This window comes from Nocardioides massiliensis, from assembly GCF_030811215.1.
GTDB classification, from domain to species: domain Bacteria; phylum Actinomycetota; class Actinomycetes; order Propionibacteriales; family Nocardioidaceae; genus Nocardioides_A; species Nocardioides_A massiliensis.
In genome coordinates this window covers 2,146,594-2,167,814 of sequence record NZ_JAUSQM010000001.1, presented here as the reverse complement: position 1 = coordinate 2,167,814, position 21,221 = coordinate 2,146,594, and the positions used below count along the sequence as shown (strand labels likewise).

At 70.1% G+C, this 21,221-nt stretch carries 19 protein-coding genes and 2 tRNA genes; 8 read left to right on the top strand and 13 right to left on the bottom strand.

Features of this window, described 5'->3' with window-relative positions:
• The first annotated feature begins 3 nt into the window (after positions 1-3).
• The 6 genes from J2S59_RS10740 (at position 4) to J2S59_RS10715 (ending at position 7,150) form a co-directional block, all read left to right on the top strand.
• Complete coding sequence (locus J2S59_RS10740) at positions 4-1,887, top strand: AMP-dependent synthetase/ligase (protein ID WP_068123223.1); 1,884 nt, start codon at positions 4-6, stop codon at positions 1,885-1,887.
• A gap of 16 nt (positions 1,888-1,903) precedes the next feature.
• Positions 1,904-2,767 carry an oxygenase MpaB family protein gene (locus J2S59_RS10735; RefSeq protein ID WP_306825101.1) on the top strand — a complete coding sequence of 288 codons (864 nt, stop codon included), beginning with the start codon at positions 1,904-1,906 and terminating at the stop codon, positions 2,765-2,767.
• Between the two features lie 9 nt (positions 2,768-2,776).
• Positions 2,777-4,375, top strand: coding sequence for a succinic semialdehyde dehydrogenase (locus tag J2S59_RS10730; protein WP_306825100.1), 1,599 nt, complete (start codon positions 2,777-2,779; stop codon positions 4,373-4,375).
• Positions 4,376-4,401: 26 nt separating this feature from the next.
• Complete coding sequence (locus tag J2S59_RS10725; RefSeq protein WP_220138495.1) at positions 4,402-4,854, top strand: DUF4334 domain-containing protein; 453 nt, start codon at positions 4,402-4,404, stop codon at positions 4,852-4,854.
• A gap of 20 nt (positions 4,855-4,874) precedes the next feature.
• Entirely contained in the window at positions 4,875-5,420 is a 546-nt protein-coding gene (locus J2S59_RS10720) for a dihydrofolate reductase family protein (RefSeq protein WP_068121936.1), read from the top strand.
• A 275-nt stretch (positions 5,421-5,695) separates the two neighbouring features.
• A complete protein-coding gene (locus tag J2S59_RS10715) occupies positions 5,696-7,150 on the top strand; it encodes an HNH endonuclease signature motif containing protein (protein WP_306825099.1) in 1,455 nt (484 codons plus the stop codon).
• 78 nt (positions 7,151-7,228) lie between these two features.
• Here the strand turns inward: J2S59_RS10715 and J2S59_RS10710 are convergent, their stop codons facing one another.
• From J2S59_RS10710 to J2S59_RS10695, 4 genes are all read right to left on the bottom strand, one after another.
• On the bottom strand, positions 7,229-8,053 hold the full coding sequence (locus J2S59_RS10710; protein WP_181642656.1) for a DUF7684 family protein: 825 nt from the start codon (positions 8,051-8,053) through the stop codon (positions 7,229-7,231).
• Positions 8,054-8,123: 70 nt separating this feature from the next.
• Complete coding sequence (locus tag J2S59_RS10705) at positions 8,124-8,843, bottom strand: pyridoxamine 5'-phosphate oxidase family protein (RefSeq protein ID WP_246360652.1); 720 nt, start codon at positions 8,841-8,843, stop codon at positions 8,124-8,126.
• A gap of 46 nt (positions 8,844-8,889) precedes the next feature.
• Entirely contained in the window at positions 8,890-9,273 is a 384-nt protein-coding gene (locus tag J2S59_RS10700; protein ID WP_068125019.1) for a DUF4233 domain-containing protein, read from the bottom strand.
• Positions 9,266-10,636 carry a bifunctional folylpolyglutamate synthase/dihydrofolate synthase gene (locus J2S59_RS10695; RefSeq protein WP_068125018.1) on the bottom strand — a complete coding sequence of 457 codons (1,371 nt, stop codon included), beginning with the start codon at positions 10,634-10,636 and terminating at the stop codon, positions 9,266-9,268. Before J2S59_RS10695 ends, J2S59_RS10700 begins: the two co-directional genes overlap by 8 nt.
• Before the next feature lie 75 nt (positions 10,637-10,711).
• On the opposite strand from J2S59_RS10695, the gene valS reads away from it, so the two are divergent.
• Complete coding sequence (valS, locus tag J2S59_RS10690; protein ID WP_306825098.1) at positions 10,712-13,324, top strand: valine--tRNA ligase; 2,613 nt, start codon at positions 10,712-10,714, stop codon at positions 13,322-13,324.
• An 18-nt stretch (positions 13,325-13,342) separates the two neighbouring features.
• Here the strand turns inward: valS and J2S59_RS10685 are convergent, their stop codons facing one another.
• From J2S59_RS10685 to J2S59_RS10655, 7 genes are all read right to left on the bottom strand, one after another.
• A complete protein-coding gene (locus J2S59_RS10685) occupies positions 13,343-13,936 on the bottom strand; it encodes a hypothetical protein (RefSeq protein WP_068123905.1) in 594 nt (197 codons plus the stop codon).
• Between the two features lie 131 nt (positions 13,937-14,067).
• A complete protein-coding gene (clpX, locus tag J2S59_RS10680; RefSeq protein WP_068123907.1) occupies positions 14,068-15,348 on the bottom strand; it encodes an ATP-dependent Clp protease ATP-binding subunit ClpX in 1,281 nt (426 codons plus the stop codon).
• A 131-nt stretch (positions 15,349-15,479) separates the two neighbouring features.
• Positions 15,480-16,088: an ATP-dependent Clp protease proteolytic subunit gene (locus J2S59_RS10675; RefSeq protein ID WP_068123910.1), complete on the bottom strand. Its 609-nt coding sequence runs from the start codon at positions 16,086-16,088 to the stop codon at positions 15,480-15,482.
• Positions 16,089-16,091: 3 nt separating this feature from the next.
• Entirely contained in the window at positions 16,092-16,694 is a 603-nt protein-coding gene (locus tag J2S59_RS10670) for an ATP-dependent Clp protease proteolytic subunit (protein ID WP_068123914.1), read from the bottom strand.
• Positions 16,695-16,808: 114 nt separating this feature from the next.
• Positions 16,809-17,993, bottom strand: coding sequence for an esterase/lipase family protein (locus J2S59_RS10665; RefSeq protein WP_068123912.1), 1,185 nt, complete (start codon positions 17,991-17,993; stop codon positions 16,809-16,811).
• A gap of 82 nt (positions 17,994-18,075) precedes the next feature.
• Complete coding sequence (gene tig / locus J2S59_RS10660) at positions 18,076-19,461, bottom strand: trigger factor (RefSeq protein ID WP_068124413.1); 1,386 nt, start codon at positions 19,459-19,461, stop codon at positions 18,076-18,078.
• Between the two features lie 67 nt (positions 19,462-19,528).
• Positions 19,529-19,604, bottom strand: a tRNA-Pro gene (locus tag J2S59_RS10655).
• A gap of 103 nt (positions 19,605-19,707) precedes the next feature.
• On the opposite strand from J2S59_RS10655, the gene J2S59_RS10650 reads away from it, so the two are divergent.
• Positions 19,708-19,781 (top strand) — tRNA-Gly (locus J2S59_RS10650).
• On the opposite strand, the gene J2S59_RS10645 is transcribed toward J2S59_RS10650, so the two are convergent.
• The gene (locus J2S59_RS10645) at positions 19,750-19,962 is read right to left on the bottom strand and encodes a ribbon-helix-helix protein, CopG family (protein WP_181642558.1); all 213 of its coding nucleotides are present in this window, start codon (positions 19,960-19,962) and stop codon (positions 19,750-19,752) included. The two genes, J2S59_RS10650 and J2S59_RS10645, sit on opposite strands and share 32 nt — an antisense overlap.
• Positions 19,963-20,094: 132 nt before the next feature.
• Positions 20,095-21,186 (bottom strand): PP2C family protein-serine/threonine phosphatase, encoded by a 1,092-nt coding sequence (locus J2S59_RS10640; RefSeq protein WP_306825097.1) that lies wholly within the window; start codon positions 21,184-21,186, stop codon positions 20,095-20,097.
• Positions 21,187-21,221 lie beyond the last annotated feature (35 nt).

Sequence of the window (21,221 nt, the reverse complement as noted above, 5' to 3'; positions counted from 1 at the left end):
CCGATGACCACGCTCTCGCCCAGCCCTACCCCCGACGTCCTCGCCACCCGCGCCGAGATCGAGGAGGCGATCGCCGGCCGCACCCTGCTGGGCGCGTTCGCGGCCACCGTCGCGGCGCGCGGGGACACTCCGGCGTACTCCGACAAGGTGGGGGTGACCAGCGCTGACGGCACGGGGTGGCGCACCCTGAGCTGGACCGCCCTCGCCGCGCAGGTCAACGACCTCGCCACCGCATTAGTCGCCGCGGGCGTGCAACCGGGGGACACCGTCGCGATCATGGCGGGCAACCGCAACGAGCACGTCGTGGCCGACCTCGCCGCCCTGCACGCGGGCGCGGTGCCGATGTCGATCTACAACACCCTCGCGCCCGAGCAGGTCGCCTACGTCGCGGGACTGGCCGAACCGGCCGCGGTCATCCTCGAGAACGCCGACCACGTCGGCCGGTGGAGCGCTGCCCTGGACGCCAGCGGGTCGGTGCGGTCGGTCATCGTGATCGAGCCCGACGCCCTGCCCGCGCACGGCGCCGCGATCACCTGGGACCAGGCGCTCGCTGACGGGGCTGCGGCGCGGGCCGATCACGCCGACGAGCTGGTCGCACGCGCGTCGGCGGTCACCCCTGACGATCCGGCCACGGTGCTGTTCACCTCCGGCACGACCGGCAACCCGAAGGGCGTGGTGCTGACGCACCACAACATCTTGTTCGAGGCCGAGTGCTCGCTGCACATCGCGGCGCCCGAGGGCGAGAACATCTGGATCTCCTACCTGCCCTTCGCCCACATCGCCGAGCGGATGCTGGGGATCTACATCCCCCAGATCAACGGCGCACAGGTCCACCTGATCAGCGACCCGTCGCTGCTGCTGGGCGCCCTCGGGGAGGTGCGGCCGACGCGGTTCTTCGGCGTCCCGCGGGTGTGGGAGAAGATCAAGACCGGCATCTCGGCCAAACTCGCCGCGGAGCCCGACGAGGCCAAGCGTGCGGGGATCGAGGCGGCGATGGCGGTCGGGCTCGAGTACGTCGAGGCGCTGCAGTTCGGCAACACGCCGTCGCCCGAGCTGACCGCGAAGTACGAAGCGGTCGACGCCCAGGTCCTCGGCCTGCTGCGGATGCTGCTCGGTCTGGACCGCTGCGAGTGGGCGGCGTCGGCTGCGGCGCCGATGCCGCTGGAGGTCGCGCGCTTCTTCGCCGGCCTGGGCATGCGCATCTACGACGTCTACGGGATGACCGAGACCGCCGCCGCGGTGACCGCGTGCGGGCCGGCGCAGTTCCGGCTCGGCACCGTGGGTCGCCCGCTCGCCGGCATCGAGATCGCCCTCGCCGAGGATGGGGAGATCCTCGCGCGCGGACCGGTGACGACGCCGGGCTACTTCCGCACCGAGGAGGCCACCGCCACGCTGCTCGACGCGGACGGCTGGGTGCACACCGGCGACATCGGCGAGATCGACGAGGACGGCTTCCTCACGGTGGTCGACCGCAAGAAGGAGATGATCATCACCTCGTCGGGCAAGAACATCGCCCCCTCCAACATCGAGAACTACCTCAAGGAGAGCCCGCTCATCGGGCACGCACTGGTGTTCGGTGAGGGCCGGCCGTACGTCGTCGCGGTGCTGACGCTCGACGCCGAGATCGCGCCGTTGATCGCCGCACAAGCCGGCATCGAGTTCACCGACCTCGCCGACCTCGCCACGAAGCCCGCCATCCAGGCGATGGTGCAGCAGGCCGTCGACGCCGCCAACGCGCGCCTGTCGCGTCCGGAGCAGGTCAAGGCGTTCGAGCTGCTGCCGGTCGAGTGGACCGCGGAGTCCGAGGAGCTCACCCCGACCCTGAAGCTCAAGCGGCGCGTCGTGCACGAGAAGTACGCCGACGTGCTCGAGCGGCTCTACGCCTGAGAGGAGACCGCCACCGATGTCCACACAGCTCGCCGACCTCCCCGCCCGACCGCTCGGACCCCAGGGCGTCATCTGGTACGCCGCCGCCGACGTCCGCGCCCTCGTCGCCGTCATCCGGCTCCTGGTCCACCAGGTTGCCCACCCCATGGTCGGGGCGGGGGTCGGCGAGCACTCGGTCTACAAGACCGACCCGTGGGGCCGTCTGCTGCGCACGACGAACTCGGTCGTGTCGTCGGTGTACGGCGGGGTCGACGCGGCCGTCGAGGGCCAGCGGCTGCTGCGGATGCACGCACAGATCAAGGGCGTGGACGCGGCCGGCCGGCGCTACCACGCGCTCGACCCCGACGCCTACGCGTGGGTGCACGCCACGGCGTACGAAGGGACCCGGCTCTTCCTGCTCGAGGCCGGGCCGGGTCTTACCGACGCGCAGGACGAGCAGCTGTTCACCGAGTGGCGCCGGCTCGGGCTGCTCATCGGCGTGCGCGACTCGGCACTGCCGCGCACCAGGGCTGAGTTCTGGGAGCTGTGGGACCGCACGCTGCCGCAGCTGGAGAACAACCCGGTCGTCCAGGACCTGCTGTGGTCCGCGCCGACCGCTCCGCCGTACGTCCCGCAGAAGCTGGTCGATCTCGCCTCCGCACCGGTGCTGCGCCGCCAGCGCGAAGTGATGGCCGTGACGCTCGACCCGGCGTTGCGCGCACGCATCGGACTGCCGGAGCCCACCGACCGGGTGCGCCGGCGCGTGCAGCGCACGATGCGCCTGATGCGGCTCGGCAACGGCCTGCCCGAGCGGGTCAGGCACAACCCGCTGACCTGGCGCACCGCCGCGCGCACCGCTGCCGACCCGCGCCTCGGCCCCGAACCCGTCCGCTATCCCTGAGGAGCACCGATGACCGCCACCGCTGAGCGTCCCCCGACCACCACCGACTCCGCCCGACCCACGTGGGTGGAGCAGCATCACCTCGACACCTGGACCCGCTGGGTCTTCCGCGACCCGAACGGCACGCAGACCAGCAGCGCCGTCGCGCCGTACGACGGTCAGGTCACCGCCGAGGTGCCGGCCAGCACGGCCGCCGACGTCGACGCCGCGGTCGCCACTGCGCGCCATGCCCAGCGCGCCTGGGCGCAGGTGCCGTACGGCGCGCGGGCCGAGGTCGTGCTGCGGTTCCACGACCTGCTCGTTGAGCGCCAGGACGAGGTCCTCGACCTCATCCAGTGGGAGATGGGCAAGAACCGGTTCAGCGCGTGGCAGGAGATCCTGCAGGTCGCCAACATCTCCCGGCACTACGCGCGGCACGGGGCGTCGTACCTCGGGGTCAACAAGGTGCGTGGCGCGATCCCGGGCCTGACGAAGGTGAAGGAGGTGCGCATCCCGAAGGGCGTGGTCGGGATGATCTCGCCGTGGAACTACCCGCTCTACCTTGCGGTCGGCGACGTGATTCCCGCTCTGTTGAGCGGGAACGGCGTGGTCAGCAAGGCCGACTCGCAGACGCCGTTGACCCTGTTGTGGGCGCGAGCGTTGATGGCCGAGGCCGGACTGCCGACGGACCTGTGGCAGGTCGCCGTGGGTCCCGGTCGCGTCGTCGGCGAGGCGTTGATCGACCACGTCGACCACATCTGCTTCACCGGCTCGACCGCGACCGGACGCACCGTCGGCGCGCGCGCCGGTGAGCGGCTGATCGCCGCCTCGCTCGAGCTCGGCGGCAAGAACCCGCTGATCGTGCGCGCCGACGCCGACGTCGCCAAGGCGGCCGCGGGGTGCATTGCTGCGGCGTTCGCCAACACCGGCCAGATGTGCATCCACATCGAGCGGGTGCTGGTCCACGACGCCGTGTACGACGCGTTCCGCGACGCCCTCGTCGCTGGTGTCGGGGCGTTGAGCCTGGGCCAGACCTACGACTACACCGCCGACGTCGGACCGCTCGCGTCGCAGGCGCAGCTGGAGACGGTCGTCGCGCACGTCGAGCAGGCCCGCGAGGCCGGCGCGACGGTGCTCACCGGCGGGCGCCACCGTCCCGACCTGGGCCCGCTCGTCTATGAGCCCACGGTGCTCGAGGGCGTCACCCCCGACATGACCGTGTGCGGCGAGGAGACGTTCGGGCCCGTGATCTCCCTCTACCGCGTGGGGTCCGACCACGAGGCGATCACGCGTGCCAACGAGGGCAGCTACGGCCTGTCCGCGTCGATCTGGTCGGCCGACACGACGACCGCGGAGAAGATGGCGTCGAAGATCCGGTCGGGTTCGGTCAACGTGAACGACGGTGCGGCTGCTGCGGCGGGCTCCATCGAGGCGGGCATGGGCGGGATGGGCGACTCTGGTCTGGGTCGCCGGCACGGCGCTGAAGGCATCCGGAAATACACCGAGTCCCAGACGATCGCGACCCAGCGCCTGATGCCGCTCGGTCCGCCGCAGCAGCTGGCGGTGGAGACCTTCGTCAAGATCAGCAACAAGCAACTCAAGCTGCTCCGGTCCCTGAGGGTGCGATGAATCCCGTGGTTGAGGAGGATCTGCGGTTGAGGTTCGAGAACCTGCGCTCAGCGACACATGTCGAGGTCGCCGACGTGGAAGCGCTGTGGGCGCGCTGCCGCACCGTCGGCGTCGAGGAGGTCCTGGGTGCGTGGCGCGGCGGCGACTTCGCGGTCGGCCACCCCGTCAGCAATCTGCTCACCTCCGCCCGCTGGCACGGCAAGCGCTTCGACTCTCCCACCGAGGCGCACCCGTTGATCTGCCGTGACGAGCACGGCGAGCTCTACTCGGAGAAGACGATGGGGGGTGGCGGCTACGCATCCCTGTGGGAGGTGGGCTTCCGCGGCGAGGTCACCGCGACCATGGTCTACGACCGTCTGCCGGTCCTGGACCAGTTCAAGGCGGTCGACGACAACGCCCTCCTGGGGGTCATGAACGGCAAGCTGGAGCGCTACTTCGGCTCCGCCGAGCTGTACTGGTTCTGGCTCGAGCGCGAGTGAGACGGACGTACCGTGGGTCGATGAGGCCGCTGTGCTACTCCATCAATCTGACCATCGACGGCTGCTACGACCACACCGTGGGTGTCCCCGACGAGGAGCTGCACCAGCACGCGGCTGCCACCATCGCGCGCGCCGACGCTCTGATCCTCGGGCGGGTCACCTACGCGATGATGGAGTCCGCTTGGCGCTATCCCGATCCGCCGGCGCTCACGGCGGCTTGGACCGAGCCTTTCGCGCGAGCGATCGACGCAGCCAAGAAGTACGTCGTGTCTCACACCCTCACCGATGTCGACGGGAACGCCGAGCTCCTGCGCGGGGACCTCCGCGAGGAGGTGCAGCGACTCAAGGACGAACCCGGCGAGGGGTTGTACGTCGGGGGCGCCCAGCTGCCCTTGGCCCTCGCCCAGCTGGGACTCATCGACGAGTACGAGTTCATCATCCAGCCGCGCATCGTCGGTCGTGGTCCCACCCTCTTCGCCGGCCTCCCCCACCACCTCGACCTGCAACTCCTCGGTCGCACCGACTTCCGCTGCGGCGCCGTCGCCCTGCGCTACCGGCCGGTGTAACGAGACCCGAACCGCGACTTTCGCTGTCAACCACGGGCATCGCATGTCGTGGAGAGCCCTCGACGAACCATGAACGCCGGTCGAGCGAAGCGATGTCCTGAGCGGGGTCGAAGGGTTCGAGACCCGGGCACTGTCGGTAGGCCCTGGGAGACTATGACCATGCTCGATCGAGGCGACCTGGAGAACTTCGGCAAGGCCGAAGCCTGGGAGACGCTGCGCTCGAACCGCGCCATGCGCGACCGGGCACTGTCGGTAGGCCCTGGGACGATATGAGCATGCTCGATCGCGACGATCTCCCCGACTTCGGCAAGGCCGAAGCGTGGGAAACGCTGCGCTCGAACCGCGCCATGCGCGATCGCCTCGAGGTCGACGACCTGCTGATCGCCAACCACCTGGCCGGGCTCTATGAAGGCCACCAGATCGTGGCCGACCACGCCGCGTTCAAGCACGAGCCCGAGCGCATGGTGGCGCTGGCCGGTGAGGGCGCACCGATCCTGAGCGAGTACGCCGCCAGCGAGCTCTCCGGGCACCTGCGGATGCCGCTGCAGGCCGCGCGACAGCTGCTCGGGGATGCGATCGAGATCGCCCACCGTCTCCCACGCCTGTGGCAGCACATGGTCGACGGGAAGACCGAAGCCTGGCGGGTCCGGGCCGTCGCCAAGGAGACCCGCGCGCTGAGCTTCGAAGCAGCGTCGTGGGTGGACGTCCAGCTCGTGCACTCTCAACAGAAGCGCAAGCCCAACAACGCCGCCCCCACGTTGGTGGACGAAGCGATCCGACGGTTCGACGCCGACCTGTTCGCCCAGCGCGAGGAACGCCGCCAAGACGGCCGCGGTGTCTGGTTGGACCCCGACACGTGCCAGGGCCTGTTGCGTGGGGTGCACATGAACCTCGACACCCCCGACGCCGAACTGTTTGACCAGACCCTCGACACCATCGCCGCAGGGTTGAAGGCCGCGGGCGACACCAGCGACCACCAGGCCCGCCGCGCCAAAGCGGTCGGGACCCTGCTCGATCCGCAGCTCGCGATGGACTTCCTCAACGGCACCCTCCCCGACACCAGCTCGGACGGCACAACGAAGACCAAGGCGCCGGGGGCGCCGAGCCGGGTGGCGAACATCTACGTCCACTGCGCCCTCAGCGACCTCGCGACAATGACCAGTGCCGGCGTCGACCACGGCGCGAGCATCGAGAAGCTCGGACCCATCACCCTCACCCGGCTCAGCGAATGGTTGACCCGCCCCGGAGGGGTCGGATCCGGACGGATCGACGTGCGGCCGGTGATCGACACCAACACCGACCAAGCAGTGGATCAGCACGACCCGCCCGCGTGGATGCGCGAGGCGATGATCCTGCGCGACGAGGTCTGCGTGTTCCCCGGTTGCACCATCACGGCGCGCCGTTGCGATGCGGACCACATCGACCCCTACGTCCCAATCGACGAAGGCGGCCCACCCGCCCAGACCCACCTCGGCAATCTGGCCCCGCTGTGCCGGAGCCACCATCGGCTGAAGACCCACATGGGGTGGAGCTATGAGCGCCTTCGCGATGGGACCTATCGATGGTGGGACCGGTGGGGACGACCGGTCAGGGACAGCCATGACCTCGACCAATCAGATGCTTGTGACCCCGCTTCCGCTCGATCGACGAAGACGTCAGCCATCGAGATGTATCTGCACGACTTCTTGATCGAGTACGCCGGCCCCAGCGGTACCGACCCACCCACCTAACGACCGCGCCCCGACGCCCGCGCGACCCAGAACGACCCGCGCGGGCGCATCGGCATGCCCACACACCCGGCATGACCGCTACCGGAGCCGCTCGATGATCGAGAGCGCCCGTTCGCGCGTCATGGGATAGGACAGGCCCACGGGAGGAGCCAACTCCGAGAGGAGCCAGAAGGTGTTGTCCTCGGGCTCAAGCTCGTCCCGCATCTCCAGGACCTCGGCCCACTCGCCTACCTGTTCGGCGCTGACAGCTCCTGCCAAGTAGTCCTCCAAGAGGCCGATGAGGTCGGCGCTGCGGAGGGGGACCTCGAGATCGCCCCACATCGTCGTCACCGACATGTCGGCCAAGAGCTCATCGAGATCGCCGTCGCGCTGGATGACACGACGCAGGCAATCCCGCCTGATCTCCCGCTCCTCCTCCACCGAGATCCGTTGCTCGAAGCTCTGGGGACCGAGCGCAGTCAACGTGCGGCGGATCTCGTCCGCCCGATCGGGATCTCCCACGACCAGCACGATCCGTACCCAGTCGGTGCCTCCGTGGTCGGTCCCCACCCGGAGGTCGCCGCCGTCCATTCCCAAGAAGAACTCCAGCGCGTCCTCTAACGGCTCGTTGTCGTGCCACGTGGTCAACGGCTCAGCAGCAGGGAGCCCCTTGATCGATCGCCCCAAAGAGGCGAAGTCGACGACGTCATCGAGCACCGTACTGTTGGGCCCCCACGAGCAGGTCAGCATCAGCTCGCGCTCGACGCAGTAGTCCGCGAACCTGGACCACGCCTCGACGTCCGGTTGGGGATCGGAACTCACCGTGAACAGCCCGAACGGTCTCCGCCGGCGTTCGATCAGTCGCTGCCAGTCGAGGTCTTCGATGACCGAACGCCAGTCTTCGATGCTGTCGATGGAGGTCAACCAGACCGGACGGGGTCGCGGCCGGGCCGGTACGAGCGCGCGCGCCGGCTTCCTCGGGAAGCACTCCATGTCAGTCTGGTCCGTCCAGCCGGTCAACCAGCGTGCGGATGTCGTCCGGCACCGGCCCGTCCCCACACTCGGGTGCAGGGACAGCGGCATCGGCGACGAGCCGGAGCGGGATGTGGCCACCCCACGTGCCGGCCTCGATGTCGGCCGCGTCGTCACCCGGGCCACCTGCGCGGATCTTCACCGATGCCTCGAGCAGCGGCAGCGCGAGGACGACCGTGGCAGCCAGCTCCTTGCGGGTGTGCGGACGCAGCGTCGCGGCACGGCCGGGGACGACCTGGTCGACGATGAGGTCCAGGGCGCGTGCCCGCTCGGCTTCGTCGGTCACCACGCGCGGGCGGCCGATGACGACGGCGGAGCGGTAGTTCATCGAGTGGTGGAACGCCGAGCGTGCGGCGACGATCCCGTCCAGGAGCGTGACGGTCACGCAGATCGTCCGGTCCGGCGCGGCGACCAAGGACCGAGCAGCGACGGAGCCGTGGAGGTACAGCGTGCCGCCCTCGTCCGGGCCCTCGGCGTCCGCGGCGCAGACCGTCGGGAGCACGACGGGGTGCGCCTCGGCTCCCTCGCCGACGACGACGCCGAGGTGGCAGACCAGCGCCTCGCCGAGCAGGTCGAACAGCGCCCGGCGCTCCTCGACCGCACGGATGCGACCCCGCCGGACGGTGGTGCGATCGGTCGGGCTCAGAGGTGTTGTCAGGGGTGTTGTCAGGGGCGCGGTCACGAGGCAACCCTGCCGGGCGCCGGCCGTGGTGTCACTCGAATTCACGTCACCCGGATTGAGGAGGAGCCGGTGGGTCCTCGCCGGCCGCGGCCGCTGCTTCCCACTCAGCCCGTTCACGGATGATCTTGTCGCCGAGGAAGATCGCCCCCGCCCACAGCGACGCGAAGATCACGCCGAGCGCGAGCATCGTGATGACGACGAACCCCAGCGCGATCGACACCACCTGGATCGCCCAGCCGACGGCGTACCCCCACCGGCGCCCGAGCATCCCGGCGGTGAGGATGCACAGCACGCACATGCCGAGGCCGATCAGCATCGCCACCGGCGTGGAGATGTCCTCGACCGCGATCATCACCGGCGTCGTCAAGCCGAGGACAACCGCCTGCAGGGCGAGGATGGCCGCTGCCATCGCCCGCTTCGGGTCACGCATCCGTGCCGCCTCTCGTCCGGCGCAGCATCCGCCGCGCCTCGCCGACCGTGACCACCGAGCCCGTGACCAGCACCCCGCCGGAGCCGACCGACTCCCCGATGGCCGTTCCGGTCTCCGACAGCGTCGCCGCCCGCTCGATGGCCGACGCCAGGTCACGATCGACGTCGACGCGGTCACTGCCGAAAATCCCGCGCGCCGTCTCCGCGAGCTCCTCGGCCGGCATCGCACGGTCGGTGGAGTTCTGCGTGCAGACGACGTGGTGCACGACCGAGGTGAGCTCGTCGAGCATGCCGGAGGCGTCCTTGTCGCCCATCACCCCGACCACCGCGACCAGCGGGTGGAACGTGAAGGCGTCCTCAAGCGCGGCCGCCAGCGCCCGCGCCCCGTGCGGGTTATGGGCGGAGTCGAGCACGATCGAGGGGCTCCGGCGCACGACCTCCAGGCGCCCGGGAGAGGTGAACTCGGCGAACGCCTGCTCGACCACCTCTCCCCCGAGTGCGGCCCCGCCGGTGAACGCCTCGACGGCGGCCAGCGCGAGCGCCGCGTTCTCGGCCTGGTGGGCGCCGTACAACGGGAGGAACAGCTCGTCGTACGTCGCCCGCAACCCGGCGATGCGGATCATCTGTCCGCCATGCGCCACGACGCGCTGCTCGAGACCGAAGTCCCGTCCCGCCACCAGCAGCGACGCCCCGACCTCCTGCACGCGGTCATGGAGCACCGCAAGCACCTCGGGAGCTTGCGCCGCGCTCACGACGACCGTGCCCGGCTTGATGATCCCGGACTTCTCGACGGCGATGTCGGCCGGCCGCTCCCCCAGGTACTGCGCGTGGTCGACGTCGATCGGCGTGATCACCGCGACCCGAGCGTCGGCCACGTTGGTCGCGTCCCAGGAACCACCCATGCCGACCTCGACGATCGCCGCGTCGACCGGCGCGTCGGCGAAGGCGGCGTACGCCATGCCCACCACGGTCTCGAAGAAGCTGAGCGGGTGGTCCTCGGAGCCGTCGACCAGGTGGGTGTAGGGCGCGACGTCGTTGAACACCTCGACGAACCGCTCCGGACTCAACGGCTCCCCGTCGAGGGAGATCCGCTCGGTGATCGACTCCAGGTGCGGGCTGGTGAACCGTCCCGTGCGCAACCCCAACGTGCGCAGCACGGTGTCGATCATCCGGCTGGTGCTGGTCTTGCCGTTGGTGCCGGTGAGGTGGATCAGGGGCGCGGCGTGCTGGGGGTCGCCGAGCAGCTCGACGAACGCCTGGATCCGGTCGAGGGAGGGTTCGAGCCGCGTCTCCGGCCAACGGGAGAGCAGGGCTTCCTCGGCTTCGGCGAGGGTCGCGGCCGGGCGCGCGTCGGGGGTGTCCATGTCAGGGCGAGTCTAGGCGCCGGGCGGGTGGGGCCGACGCGGCGCGGGGCGCCTGATCGCCGTAACATGCGGCGCATGACCGAGACCCCTGGCACGCCCCCGACCACGACGACCCCGGACGCCCCGGGCCTCGTCGTACCGGACAAGCCTGCCCTCGAGGGTCTCGAGGCCACCTGGTCGCAGCGCTGGAAGGCCGACGACACCTACGCCTTCGACCGCACCCAGCCGCGCGAGAACGTCTTCTCCATCGACACCCCGCCACCGACCGTGTCGGGCTCGCTGCACGTCGGGCACGTCTTCTCCTACACCCACACCGATCTGCTCGCGCGCTACAAGCGCATGCGCGGCATGGCGGTCTTCTACCCGATGGGTTGGGACGACAACGGTCTGCCCACCGAGCGCCGGGTCCAGAACTACTTCGGCGTGCGCTGCGACCCGTCGCTGCCCTACGACCCCGACTTCACCCCACCGGCCAAGCCGGACCCCAAGAAGCAGATCCCGATCAGCCGCCCCAACTTCGTCGAGCTGTGCGAGCAGCTCGTCGAGCAGGACGAGCAGGTCTTCGAGGACCTCTGGCGCACCCTCGGGCTGTCGGTGGACTGGAGCCACACCTACACGACCATCGGCGCCGACGCGCAGACCGTGTCGCAGCGCGCGTTCCTGCGCAACTTCGCGCGCGGCGAGGCCTACCTGCAGGAGGCGCCGACCCTGTGGGACGTCACGTTCCAGACGGCCGTCGCCCAGGCCGAGCTCGAGGCCCGTGAGTACGCCGGTGCCTACCACCGCGTCGCGTTCCACGGCGCCGACGGCCCGGTCCACATCGAGACCACCCGCCCCGAGCTCATCGCCTCGGTGGTCGCGCTCATCGCGCACCCTGACGACGAGCGCTACCAGCCGCTGTTCGGCACGACGGTCACCTCACCGATCTTCGGCGTCGAGATCCCGGTGCTCCCCCACCCCGCGGCGGAGCCCGACAAGGGCGCCGGCATCGCGATGTGCTGCACCTTCGGCGACCTCACTGACGTGCAGTGGTGGCGCGAGCTGCAGCTCCCGGTGCGCACCGTGATCGGCCGCGACGGGCGGTTCGCCCGCGAGACCCCGCCGTGGCTCGAGGCCGACGCAGCCGCTGCGGCGTACGCCGACCTGGCCGGCAAGACCGTCTTCAGCGCACGCGAGGCCATGGTCGCGAAGCTGCGCGAGACCGGAGACCTGGTCGGCGACCCCAGCCCGACCCAGCGCATGACGAACTTCTACGAGAAGGGCGACAAGCCCCTCGAGATCGTCGCCACGCGCCAGTGGTACCTGCGCAACGGTGGCCGCGACGCCGATCTCAACGCCGAGCTCGTCGCCCGCGGCTCGGAGATCACCTGGGTGCCGTCGCACATGCTGCACCGCTACGAGAACTGGGTCAGCGGCCTCAACGGCGACTGGCTGATCTCGCGCCAGCGGTTCTTCGGCATCCCGTTCCCGGTCTGGTACCCCCTCGACTCCGACGGTGAGCCCGACTACGCGCACCCGCTCATGCCGTCAGAGGCCGAGCTCCCGGTGGACCCCTCCACCCAGGCGCCCCGCGGCTACGACGAGTCCCAGCGCGGCAAGCCGGGCGGCTTCATCGGCGACCCCGACGTCATGGACACCTGGGCGACGTCCTCGCTGACCCCCCAGCTGGTCTGCGGGTGGGAGCGCGACGAGGACCTCTTCGCGCGCACCTTCCCGATGGACGTGCGGCCCCAGGCCCACGACATCATCCGCACCTGGCTGTTCTCCAGCGTCGTGCGCGCCCACCACGAGAACGGCGTCGTCCCGTGGTCGCATGCCGCGATCTCGGGCTTCGTGGTCGACCCCGACCGCAAGAAGATGTCGAAGTCCAAGGGCAACGTCGTCGTCCCCACCGAGATCCTCGACAAGTACGGCGCCGACGCCGTGCGCTGGCGCGCCGCGATGGCGCGCCCGGGACTCGACTCCCCCTTCGACGAGACCCAGATGAAGGTCGGGCGCCGCCTGGCCATGAAGGTGCTCAACGCCTCGAAGTTCGTCCTCGGCGGCGTCGGTGCCCACACCACCAGCCCCGCGGCGGTCACGCAGCCGGTGGACCTCGCGATGCTGGGTGCGCTCAGCCGCGTCATCGAGACCGCGACCGACTCGTTCGAGGCCTACGACTACACGGGCGCACTCGAGGTCACCGAGAAGTTCTTCTGGGAGTTCTGCGACGACTACCTCGAGCTGGTCAAGCAGCGGGCGTACGGCGAGACCGGTGACGACGGCGCCACCTCGGCCAAGGCCGCCCTGGCGCTCGCCCTGCACGTGCAGCTGCGCCTGCTCGCACCGTTCCTGCCCTACGTGACCGAGGAGGTCTGGTCGTGGTGGCAGGAGGGATCGGTGCACCGGGCGTCCTGGCCGACCCAGGCCGACCTCGGTGCCGCTGGCGCCACCAGCCCCGACCTGATCGCGGCGGTCGAGGCGACCCTGCACGGCCTGCGCGGTGCGAAGTCGCAGGCCAAGGTCTCGATGCGTACGCCGCTGGCCTCCGCCGAGGTCCGTGGTCCGGCAGCTCAGGTCGCGCTCGCCGAGCAGGCGGCTGAGGACCTGCGTGCGGTCGGACGGGTCGAAGGACCGGTGACGTTCGTGGCGACCGACGACCCGGAGATCACCGTCGTCGCCGTGGTGGCTGACAACCCCGAGGGCTGAGCCCGGCCGGCCGACCGCTCAGTCGGTCGGGCCGGGTCCCGGGGCGACCGCGCTGCCGGCGCTCTCCGCGTCTTCATCCTCCGCTGCGTCCTCGTCACCGGGGGTCGGCGTCGCGGACGGCGTGGGAGTAGTGGGCGTCGGAGCCGGGGCGTCGCCCTCGTCCGGCGCCGGGGTGGGCGACGGCGCGACGGGCGGAGTCGTCGGATCGGACGGCGGAGCCGGCGGTGCGGGACGCGCCTCGACGTGCTTCGGCTCAAGCTCCCGGCCTTCGTCATCAACGCCACCGAGCCTGCCGGGCACCACCAGCGCGGGACGCTCGTCGCCCTGCGGTCCGGGCACGGTGATGACCACCGGGCCGGTGCGCGGGGTCGGCTCCACGGCCGGGGCCGCCGGAGCAGCCGGCGGGCGGGGCTCGGGCAGGGTCGCGCGGCCGGCAGTGTGCCGCGCGGAGAACGGTGAGGAGCTCACACTCGGCGTGGGGGTCGTGGTCGGGGCAACGGCCACCGGGGCTCGCGCGGGCTCGGACGAGTCGAGCGAGGAGACCACGAAGGAGGCGCAGAGCGTGGCGACGGCAGTGAACGCCGCCAGCGGCGCCGCGTGTGCTGCGCGCATCTGCTCACCCCATCCGGTCGTGCCCGGATCCCCATTGTGCCTCGTCAGGAGGGGGTTGTCTCCTCGATGACGGAAGCGGGACCTGCGTCACGCTCCAGACCCCGGACAAACCGGGGAGAACCGATGCCGCGTCAGGCCGACTTCTTCTTCTTCGGCTCGGCCTCGCGCGGCACCAGGGTGGGCACGGCGTGGTCGTTGACCACCTCGGCAGTGACGACGACCTTCGCGACGTCCTCGCGGGAGGGGACGTCGTACATCACGTTGAGGAGGACCTCCTCGATGATGGCGCGCAGGCCGCGAGCACCGGTGCCCCGCTCCATCGCCTTGCCGGCGACGGCGAGGACCGCGTCCTCGGTGAACTCCAGCTCGACGCCGTCGAGCTCGAAGAGGCGCTGGTACTGCTTGACCAGCGCGTTGCGGGGCTCGGTGAGGATCTGCACCAGCGCCGGCTCGTCGAGCTTGTTGACCGAGGCGATCAGCGGCAGTCGGCCGATGAACTCGGGGATGAGCCCGAACTTCACGAGGTCCTCGGGCCGCACCTGGGCGAGCAGCTCCTCGGCGTCGCGCTCGGCCGCGGACCGCACCTCGGCGGCGAAGCCCAGGGTCTTCTTGCCGACGCGCTGCTCGATGATGTGCTCGAGCCCGGCGAAGGCCCCACCGACGATGAACAAGATGTTGGTGGTGTCGATCTGGATGAACTCCTGGTGGGGGTGCTTGCGGCCTCCCTGCGGCGGCACCGAGGCCGTCGTGCCCTCCAGGATCTTCAGCAGCGCCTGCTGCACACCCTCGCCCGAGACGTCGCGGGTGATGGAGGGATTCTCCGCCTTGCGCGCGACCTTGTCGATCTCGTCGATGTAGATGATGCCGGTCTCGGCCTTCTTGACGTCGTAGTCGGCCGCCTGGATCAGCTTGAGGAGGATGTTCTCGACGTCCTCACCGACGTAGCCGGCCTCCGTGAGCGCGGTCGCGTCGGCGATCGCGAACGGGACGTTGAGCATGCGGGCGAGCGTCTGCGCGAGATAGGTCTTGCCGCAACCGGTCGGACCGACGACCAGGATGTTGGACTTGGCGACCTCGACCTGCTCCTCCTTGGAGTGCTTGGCCGCGGCGGTCGCGCCGGCCTGAACGCGCTTGTAGTGGTTGTAGACCGCGACGGCCAGCGACTTCTTCGCCTGCTCCTGGCCGATGACGTAGGTGTTGAGGAAGTCGAAGATCTCGCGCGGCTTGGGCAGCTCCTCGAGGCCGAGCTCGCTGCCCTCGCTGAGCTCCTCCTCGATGATCTCGTTGCACAGGTCGATGCACTCGTCGCAGATGTAGACCCCAGGTCCTGCGATGAGCTTCTTGACCTGCTTCTGGCTCTTCCCGCAGAAGGAGCACTTCAGCAGGTCGCCACCGTCACCGATGCGTGCCATCTGTGACTCTTCCCTTCGGTCGTGGCCGGCCCGTCCTGGCCGAGATCAGTTCGACGGTACCCCGGATGACCCCGCCGCGTGGCGGGGACACACGAGTTGCGGTGTCCCCGCTCGCACGGGGTCGGCGCCGGTCAGACCAGCGCGGCGGTGGCCTTGCGCGACTCGAGGATCGAGTCGACGAGGCCGTACTCGACCGCCGCGTCGGCGGTGAGGATCTTGTCGCGCTCGATGTCGCGGCTGACCGTCTCGAGATCCTTGCCGGAGTGCTCGCTGATCATCTTCTCGAGCAGCTCGCGCATCCGCAGGATCTCGTTGGCCTGGATCTCGATGTCGGAGGCCTGGCCGTAGGTGCCCTCGGTGTAGGGCTGGTGGATCAGGATCCGGCTGTTGGGCAGCGCCATCCGCTTGCCGGGGGCGCCGGCCGCGAGCAGGATCGCCGCAGCCGAGGCGGCCTGCCCCAGGCACACCGTCGACACGTCGGGCTTGATGAAGCGCATCGTGTCGTAGATCGCCGTCAGCGCCGTGAACGAGCCGCCGGGCGAGTTGATGTAGATGGAGATGTCGCGGTCGGGGTCCATCGACTCCAGGCACAGCAGCTGCGCCATCACGGCGTTGGCGATGTCGTCGGAGATCGGCGTGCCGAGGAAGATGATGCGGTCCTCGAACAGCTTGGCGTAGGGGTCGATGCGGCGGATGCCGTAGGACGTCCGCTCCTCCCACTGCGGGATGTAGTAGTTCATGCGTCAGTCCTTAATCCGGGCCGGGCGGCCTTCGTCAGCGACTTCCTTCGCGCTGCCGATGACCTTGTCGATGAAGCCGTACTCGAGGGCCTGCTGGGCGGTGAACCAGCGGTCGCGGTCGGAGTCGCGCTCGATCTGCTCCAAGGTCTGGCCGGTGTGCTGGGCGATCAGCTCCTGCATGACGCGCTTGATGTGCAGCGACTGCTCGGCCTGGATCTTGATGTCGGAGGCCGAGCCACCCATGCCGCCGAGTGGCTGGTGCATCATGATCCGCGCGTGCGGCAGGGCGTAGCGCTTGCCGGGGGCGCCGGCGCACAGGAGGAACTGCCCCATCGAGGCCGCGAGGCCCATCGCCACCGTGGCGACGTCGTTGGGGATGTAGTTCATCGTGTCGTAGATCGCCATCCCCGAGTCGACCGATCCTCCGGGGGAGTTGATGTGGAGGAAGATGTCGGATTCGGGGTCCTCCGCGCTCAGCAGCAGCATCTGCGCACAGATCGCGTTGGCGTTCTGGTCGCGCACCTCGGAGCCGAGGAAGATGATCCGCTCGCGCAGCAAGCGCTGGTAGATGTGGTCGTCGAGGCCGTAGCCGCCGGCCGCGTTCATCTGCGGGGTCTGCGGGAAGCTGTTCACGGATCCGACACTAGCCGCCGGGACCGACGCACCCACGGGCAACCTGCCCGTGTTCGCCCACAGCGGAGACAGCCCCACACCAGCAGTTCAGTCGAGCCAGCGGTCGAAGGCGGCGTGCAGGCGCGGATCGTTGAGCAGGTGGAAGTGGTGCGCCTGCCCGAGGTGCAGTCGCTCCGCCCCGGGGAACAGCGTGCGCCCGCCGGGCTCGACGCCGTACGCCGACCGCTCGCGCACCAGCAGGTCCCCCGCCAGCCACCCGACCGGGTGCCGCGGGGAGCGGGTCACGGTCGCGGACACCAGCCGGTAGCGGGCGGACGGCAACGGCGCGACGTCCGCGGTCAGTCCGGCGACGAGGTCGCGCACCCCGGCGGATCGCCGATCGAGGAAGCGCCCGAAGGGCGCGGTCTCGGGTAGCCACCCGAGGCCGGTGCTGCCGTGCCCGATCCCGCGCGCGATCGGCGCGCCGAGGTGCGGCGTGCCCAGGGTGACGACGTCGCTGACGCGCTGGGTCCACGGGTCGGCGGCGTCGGTGGCCACAGCTCCGGCCGCGCGCATCACCAGCCCGCCCATCGAGTGCCCGACCAGGGTGATCCGCTCGACCGGGACCGGCCAGTGGTCCACAAGGTCTTGGAGCAGGGAGGACAGCGCGACGCCGTTGGCGCGCACACCGAGCCCGGTGTTGGCGCGCAGCAGGACCGGCGTCCATCCCTTCGCTGCGAACGCGGCGGGGTAGGTGGTGCCCACGACGTCGCGGGCGCGCTCCCAGTACGACTCGTTCTCACACAACCCGTGCAGCAGGACGGCGACCCGTCCGGTGGCGGCGGGATAGGCGACCGCCACCGCGGCGGCGTCGCGCACGTCCACGTCACCGACGCCGGGTGCGCGCACGGTCATGGTCAGCGCCAACCGCGGGTGGTCGTCGACCAGCTGGTCACCGATCAGCCCGTTGACCGCGGAGCGCACGAACCGGCCGCCCGCGCTGGCCTCCAACGGCGTGCCTGCACCCGTGCGCGCCCACCTGCCCAGCCCGCGGGCCGTGGCACGCAGACCGAGCCCGAGTCCGCCGTACACCGTCCGGGCGATCCCGGTGTGCAGGGCGGTCGGCACAGCAGCGGTCCGGCCGAGCACGCGCGTCACGGTCCGGTCGATCCGACGGGCCACCGCGAGGTGGGTGTCGCGTGCGATCCCGACGACCAGCTCGTCGACCGCCTCCGCAGCCAGCGCCAGCGCGTCGAGCACGGTCGGGCCGGGCGGCACGGGAACGGTCGTCATGGCGGGAGCGTAGACCCGCCGGTGGACGACTGTTCACTCACCGCGCCGTACCCGACCTCGTCGGTCCGGCCCAGCGGGGGCCTCAGCCCTCGTCGCTCTCCGCAGCCTCGTCGGTCTCGGCGGTCTCGTCGACCGGCTCGCCGATCGTGCCGTCGGGCTGGAGGTTCTTCAGGTCGACCTCGTTGCCGGACTCGTCGGTCACCTTCGCCGACTCGACGATGACGGCCAGCGCCTTGCCACGCAGCACCTCGGCCACCATGTCGGGCAGGTGGTTGTGCTCGACCATGTGGTTGATGAACTCCTGCGGGTTCTGCCCGGACTGCTGCGCACGGCGCATCAGGTGGTCGGACAGCTCCTGTTGGTCGACACCGATCTCCTCCTTCTTCGCCACGGCGTCGAGGAGGAACTGGGCGGCGACCGCGTCGCGGACGCGCTTCTCCAGGTCGGCCTCGAACTCGTCGATGGTCTGCTCCTCGGAGTCGAGGTAAGCCTCCATCGTCATGCCGGCGAACATCAGCTGCTGCTCGATGCTCTGGCGCCGGGCGTTGAGCTCGTCGGTGACCATCGTCTCCGGCAGCGGGATCTCGACCTGGTCGAGCAGCTTCTCCAGGGCCGCGTCACGGGCGACCGCCGCCTGCTCGAGACGCTTGCCCCGCTCCAGGCGGACGCGGACGTCCTCACGCAGCTCGGCGACGGTGTCGAACTCCGAGGCGGTCTGGGCGAAGTCGTCGTCGAGCTCGGGGAGCTCCTGCTCCTTGACCTCGGTGACGGTGACCTCGACCTCGACGTCCTGGCCGACCAGGTCGCCACCGACGAGCTGGGACGTGAACGTCGCGGACTCGCCGGCGGAGAGACCGCGCAGGGCCTCGTCGAGGCCATCGATCATCCCGCCCTTGCCGACCTGGTAGTTCATCTGGCTGACCTCGCCACCCTCGACGGGCTCGCCGTCCTGCTTGGCCAGCAGGTCGATGGTCACGAAGTCGTCGTCGCCGGCAGCGCGCTCGACGGTCGTGAGGGAGGCGAACCGCTCGCGCAGCGCCTCGACCTGGGTGTCGACGTCCTCGTCGGTGACGACCACGTCGTCGACGGTGACCTCGAGGCCGGTGTAGTCCGGCACCGTGACCTCGGGCTTGACGTCGACCTCGGCGGTGAACTCCAGCGACTTGTTGTCGTCGAGCTTGGTGATGTCGATCTCGGGCTGGGCGACCGGCTCGAGCTCGTTCTCGCGCAGGGCCTCGGTGTAGAGGCGCGGGAGCGCGTCGTTGATGGCCTCGTCGAGGACCGCGCCGCGACCGACCTGACGGTCGATGATCGCCGGCGGCACCTTGCCCCGGCGGAAGCCCGGGATCGTGATCTGCTGAGCGATGCGCTTGTAGGCAGCATCAAGACTGGGCTTCAGCTCCTCGAAGTCCACCTCGACGGTGAGCTTGGCCCGGGTCGGACCCACGGTCTCGACGGCGCTCTTCACAGATCTACTCCTTGCAGACTTCGATTGATTTCTCGCGGCTTCGGTTCGCGCGAGCAACAGGGGACGTTGGTCGGGGCGACAGGACTCGAACCTGCGATCTCCTGCTCCCAAAGCAGGCGCGCTAGCCACTACGCTACGCCCCGTCGGACGACCCCCGGGAGTCTAGGGCACGCGGGTACGCCGCCCCGAATCGCGGGCGGGCCCAGCGGCATGGCATCCTGTCTCCGGTCGTCGCGAGACGACCGCGCGGGTGTAGCTCAATGGTAGAGCCCCAGTCTTCCAAACTGGCTACGCGGGTTCGATTCCCGTCACCCGCTCCACCTGACCGGGTTCACCGCCCGGTTCGACCCGATCTTCGGCCAGGTAGTGCGCCAACGCCTGGCGAATGACCTCGGTGAGGGTCCTGCCCTCTGCCGCAGCCTTCGCGGCAGCCGCCGCGTGCAGCTCTTCGTCGACGCTGTAGGACCGTACGACGATCCCCTGCGCGCGACGGTTCGGCATCAGCCCTGCAGCGCCCGGCGCAGACCTGCGCGCGGGTGGCGGATGGGGGCACGCCGGGATCTTGACACGGTGCATTACACCGCTGGGGCAGGTTCCGCGTTTACGCCGTGTGACCTCAGGCACTCGGCGCGCTCAACGTCGGTGCAGCAGGACCAGCGCGCGGTCGTCGTCACTCGCCCCGAGCTGGGCGACGAGCCGCTCGGCCGCACCCTCGACGCCCTTGGTCAGCAGTCGCTCGGCGCGCCCGCGCAGGCGGTCGATGCCCTGGGAGTAGTCACGCAGCGCGGTCTCGACGAGGCCGTCGGTGTAGAGCAGCACGCTGTCACCACGCTGCAGCTTGCCGCGCAGGACCTCGTACGTCGCGTCGGCCATCAGGCCGAGCACCGGCCCCTCGGTCTCGAGCGTCGACCACCGCCCGGAGCCGGCCGAGAGCTGCAGCGCCGGTGGGTGGCCGGCCGTCCGCAGCTCGTACTCCCCGCTGTCGAGATCGACCGAGAGGTGCACGGCCGTGGCGAAGCCCTCCGGCCAGTCCTGGCGCAGGAGGTAGCGGTTGGCCGAGGGCAGGAAGTACGCCGGGGGCAGCGCACCCAGCAGACCGCTCAACGCACCCGAGAGCATGAGCGCACGGGTGCCGGCCTCCTCGCCCTTGCCGGACACGTCCACTACGACGAGGTCGAGGCGACGCCCCTCGTCGGCGAGGTTGGCGACGGTGAAGTCACCGGCGAACGGCGTCCCGCCGGCCGAGCGCAGCACCGACTCGGCGTACCAGCTCTCCGGCAGCCGCGGCAGACGCCCCTGGTCGGTGATCTGGTCACGCAGGTCGACCAGCATCGACTCCCCCCGGAACCCCGAGACGCCCAAGCGGGTGCGGCGGAACGACGACAGCAGCACGACCAGGCCGTAGAGGAAGATCACCGCGACGGAGACGCCCCGGCGCAGGTCGAAGACGTCCTGCAGCCACACGCACAGCGATAGCGCGAGCAGGACGAAGACCACGAACCACGGCAGCCGTCCCGGCCCGAGCAGCAACGTGCCGACCGCCAGCGGGAGCACCATGGTCGTCATCGGCACGGACTGCTGGAACGTGATCACGGCCCACGACAGGACGACGGTGCTCACCATCAGCAGCGTCAGCCACAGCGACTCCGCATGCACCGTACGACGCAGCCGGGCCGAGCGGCTGGTGCTCACGACGCGCCGCTGCACCGTGGCGGGTGCGGTCATTGCTGAGTCCTTGAGGGATCGGGGGGCACCGCGAA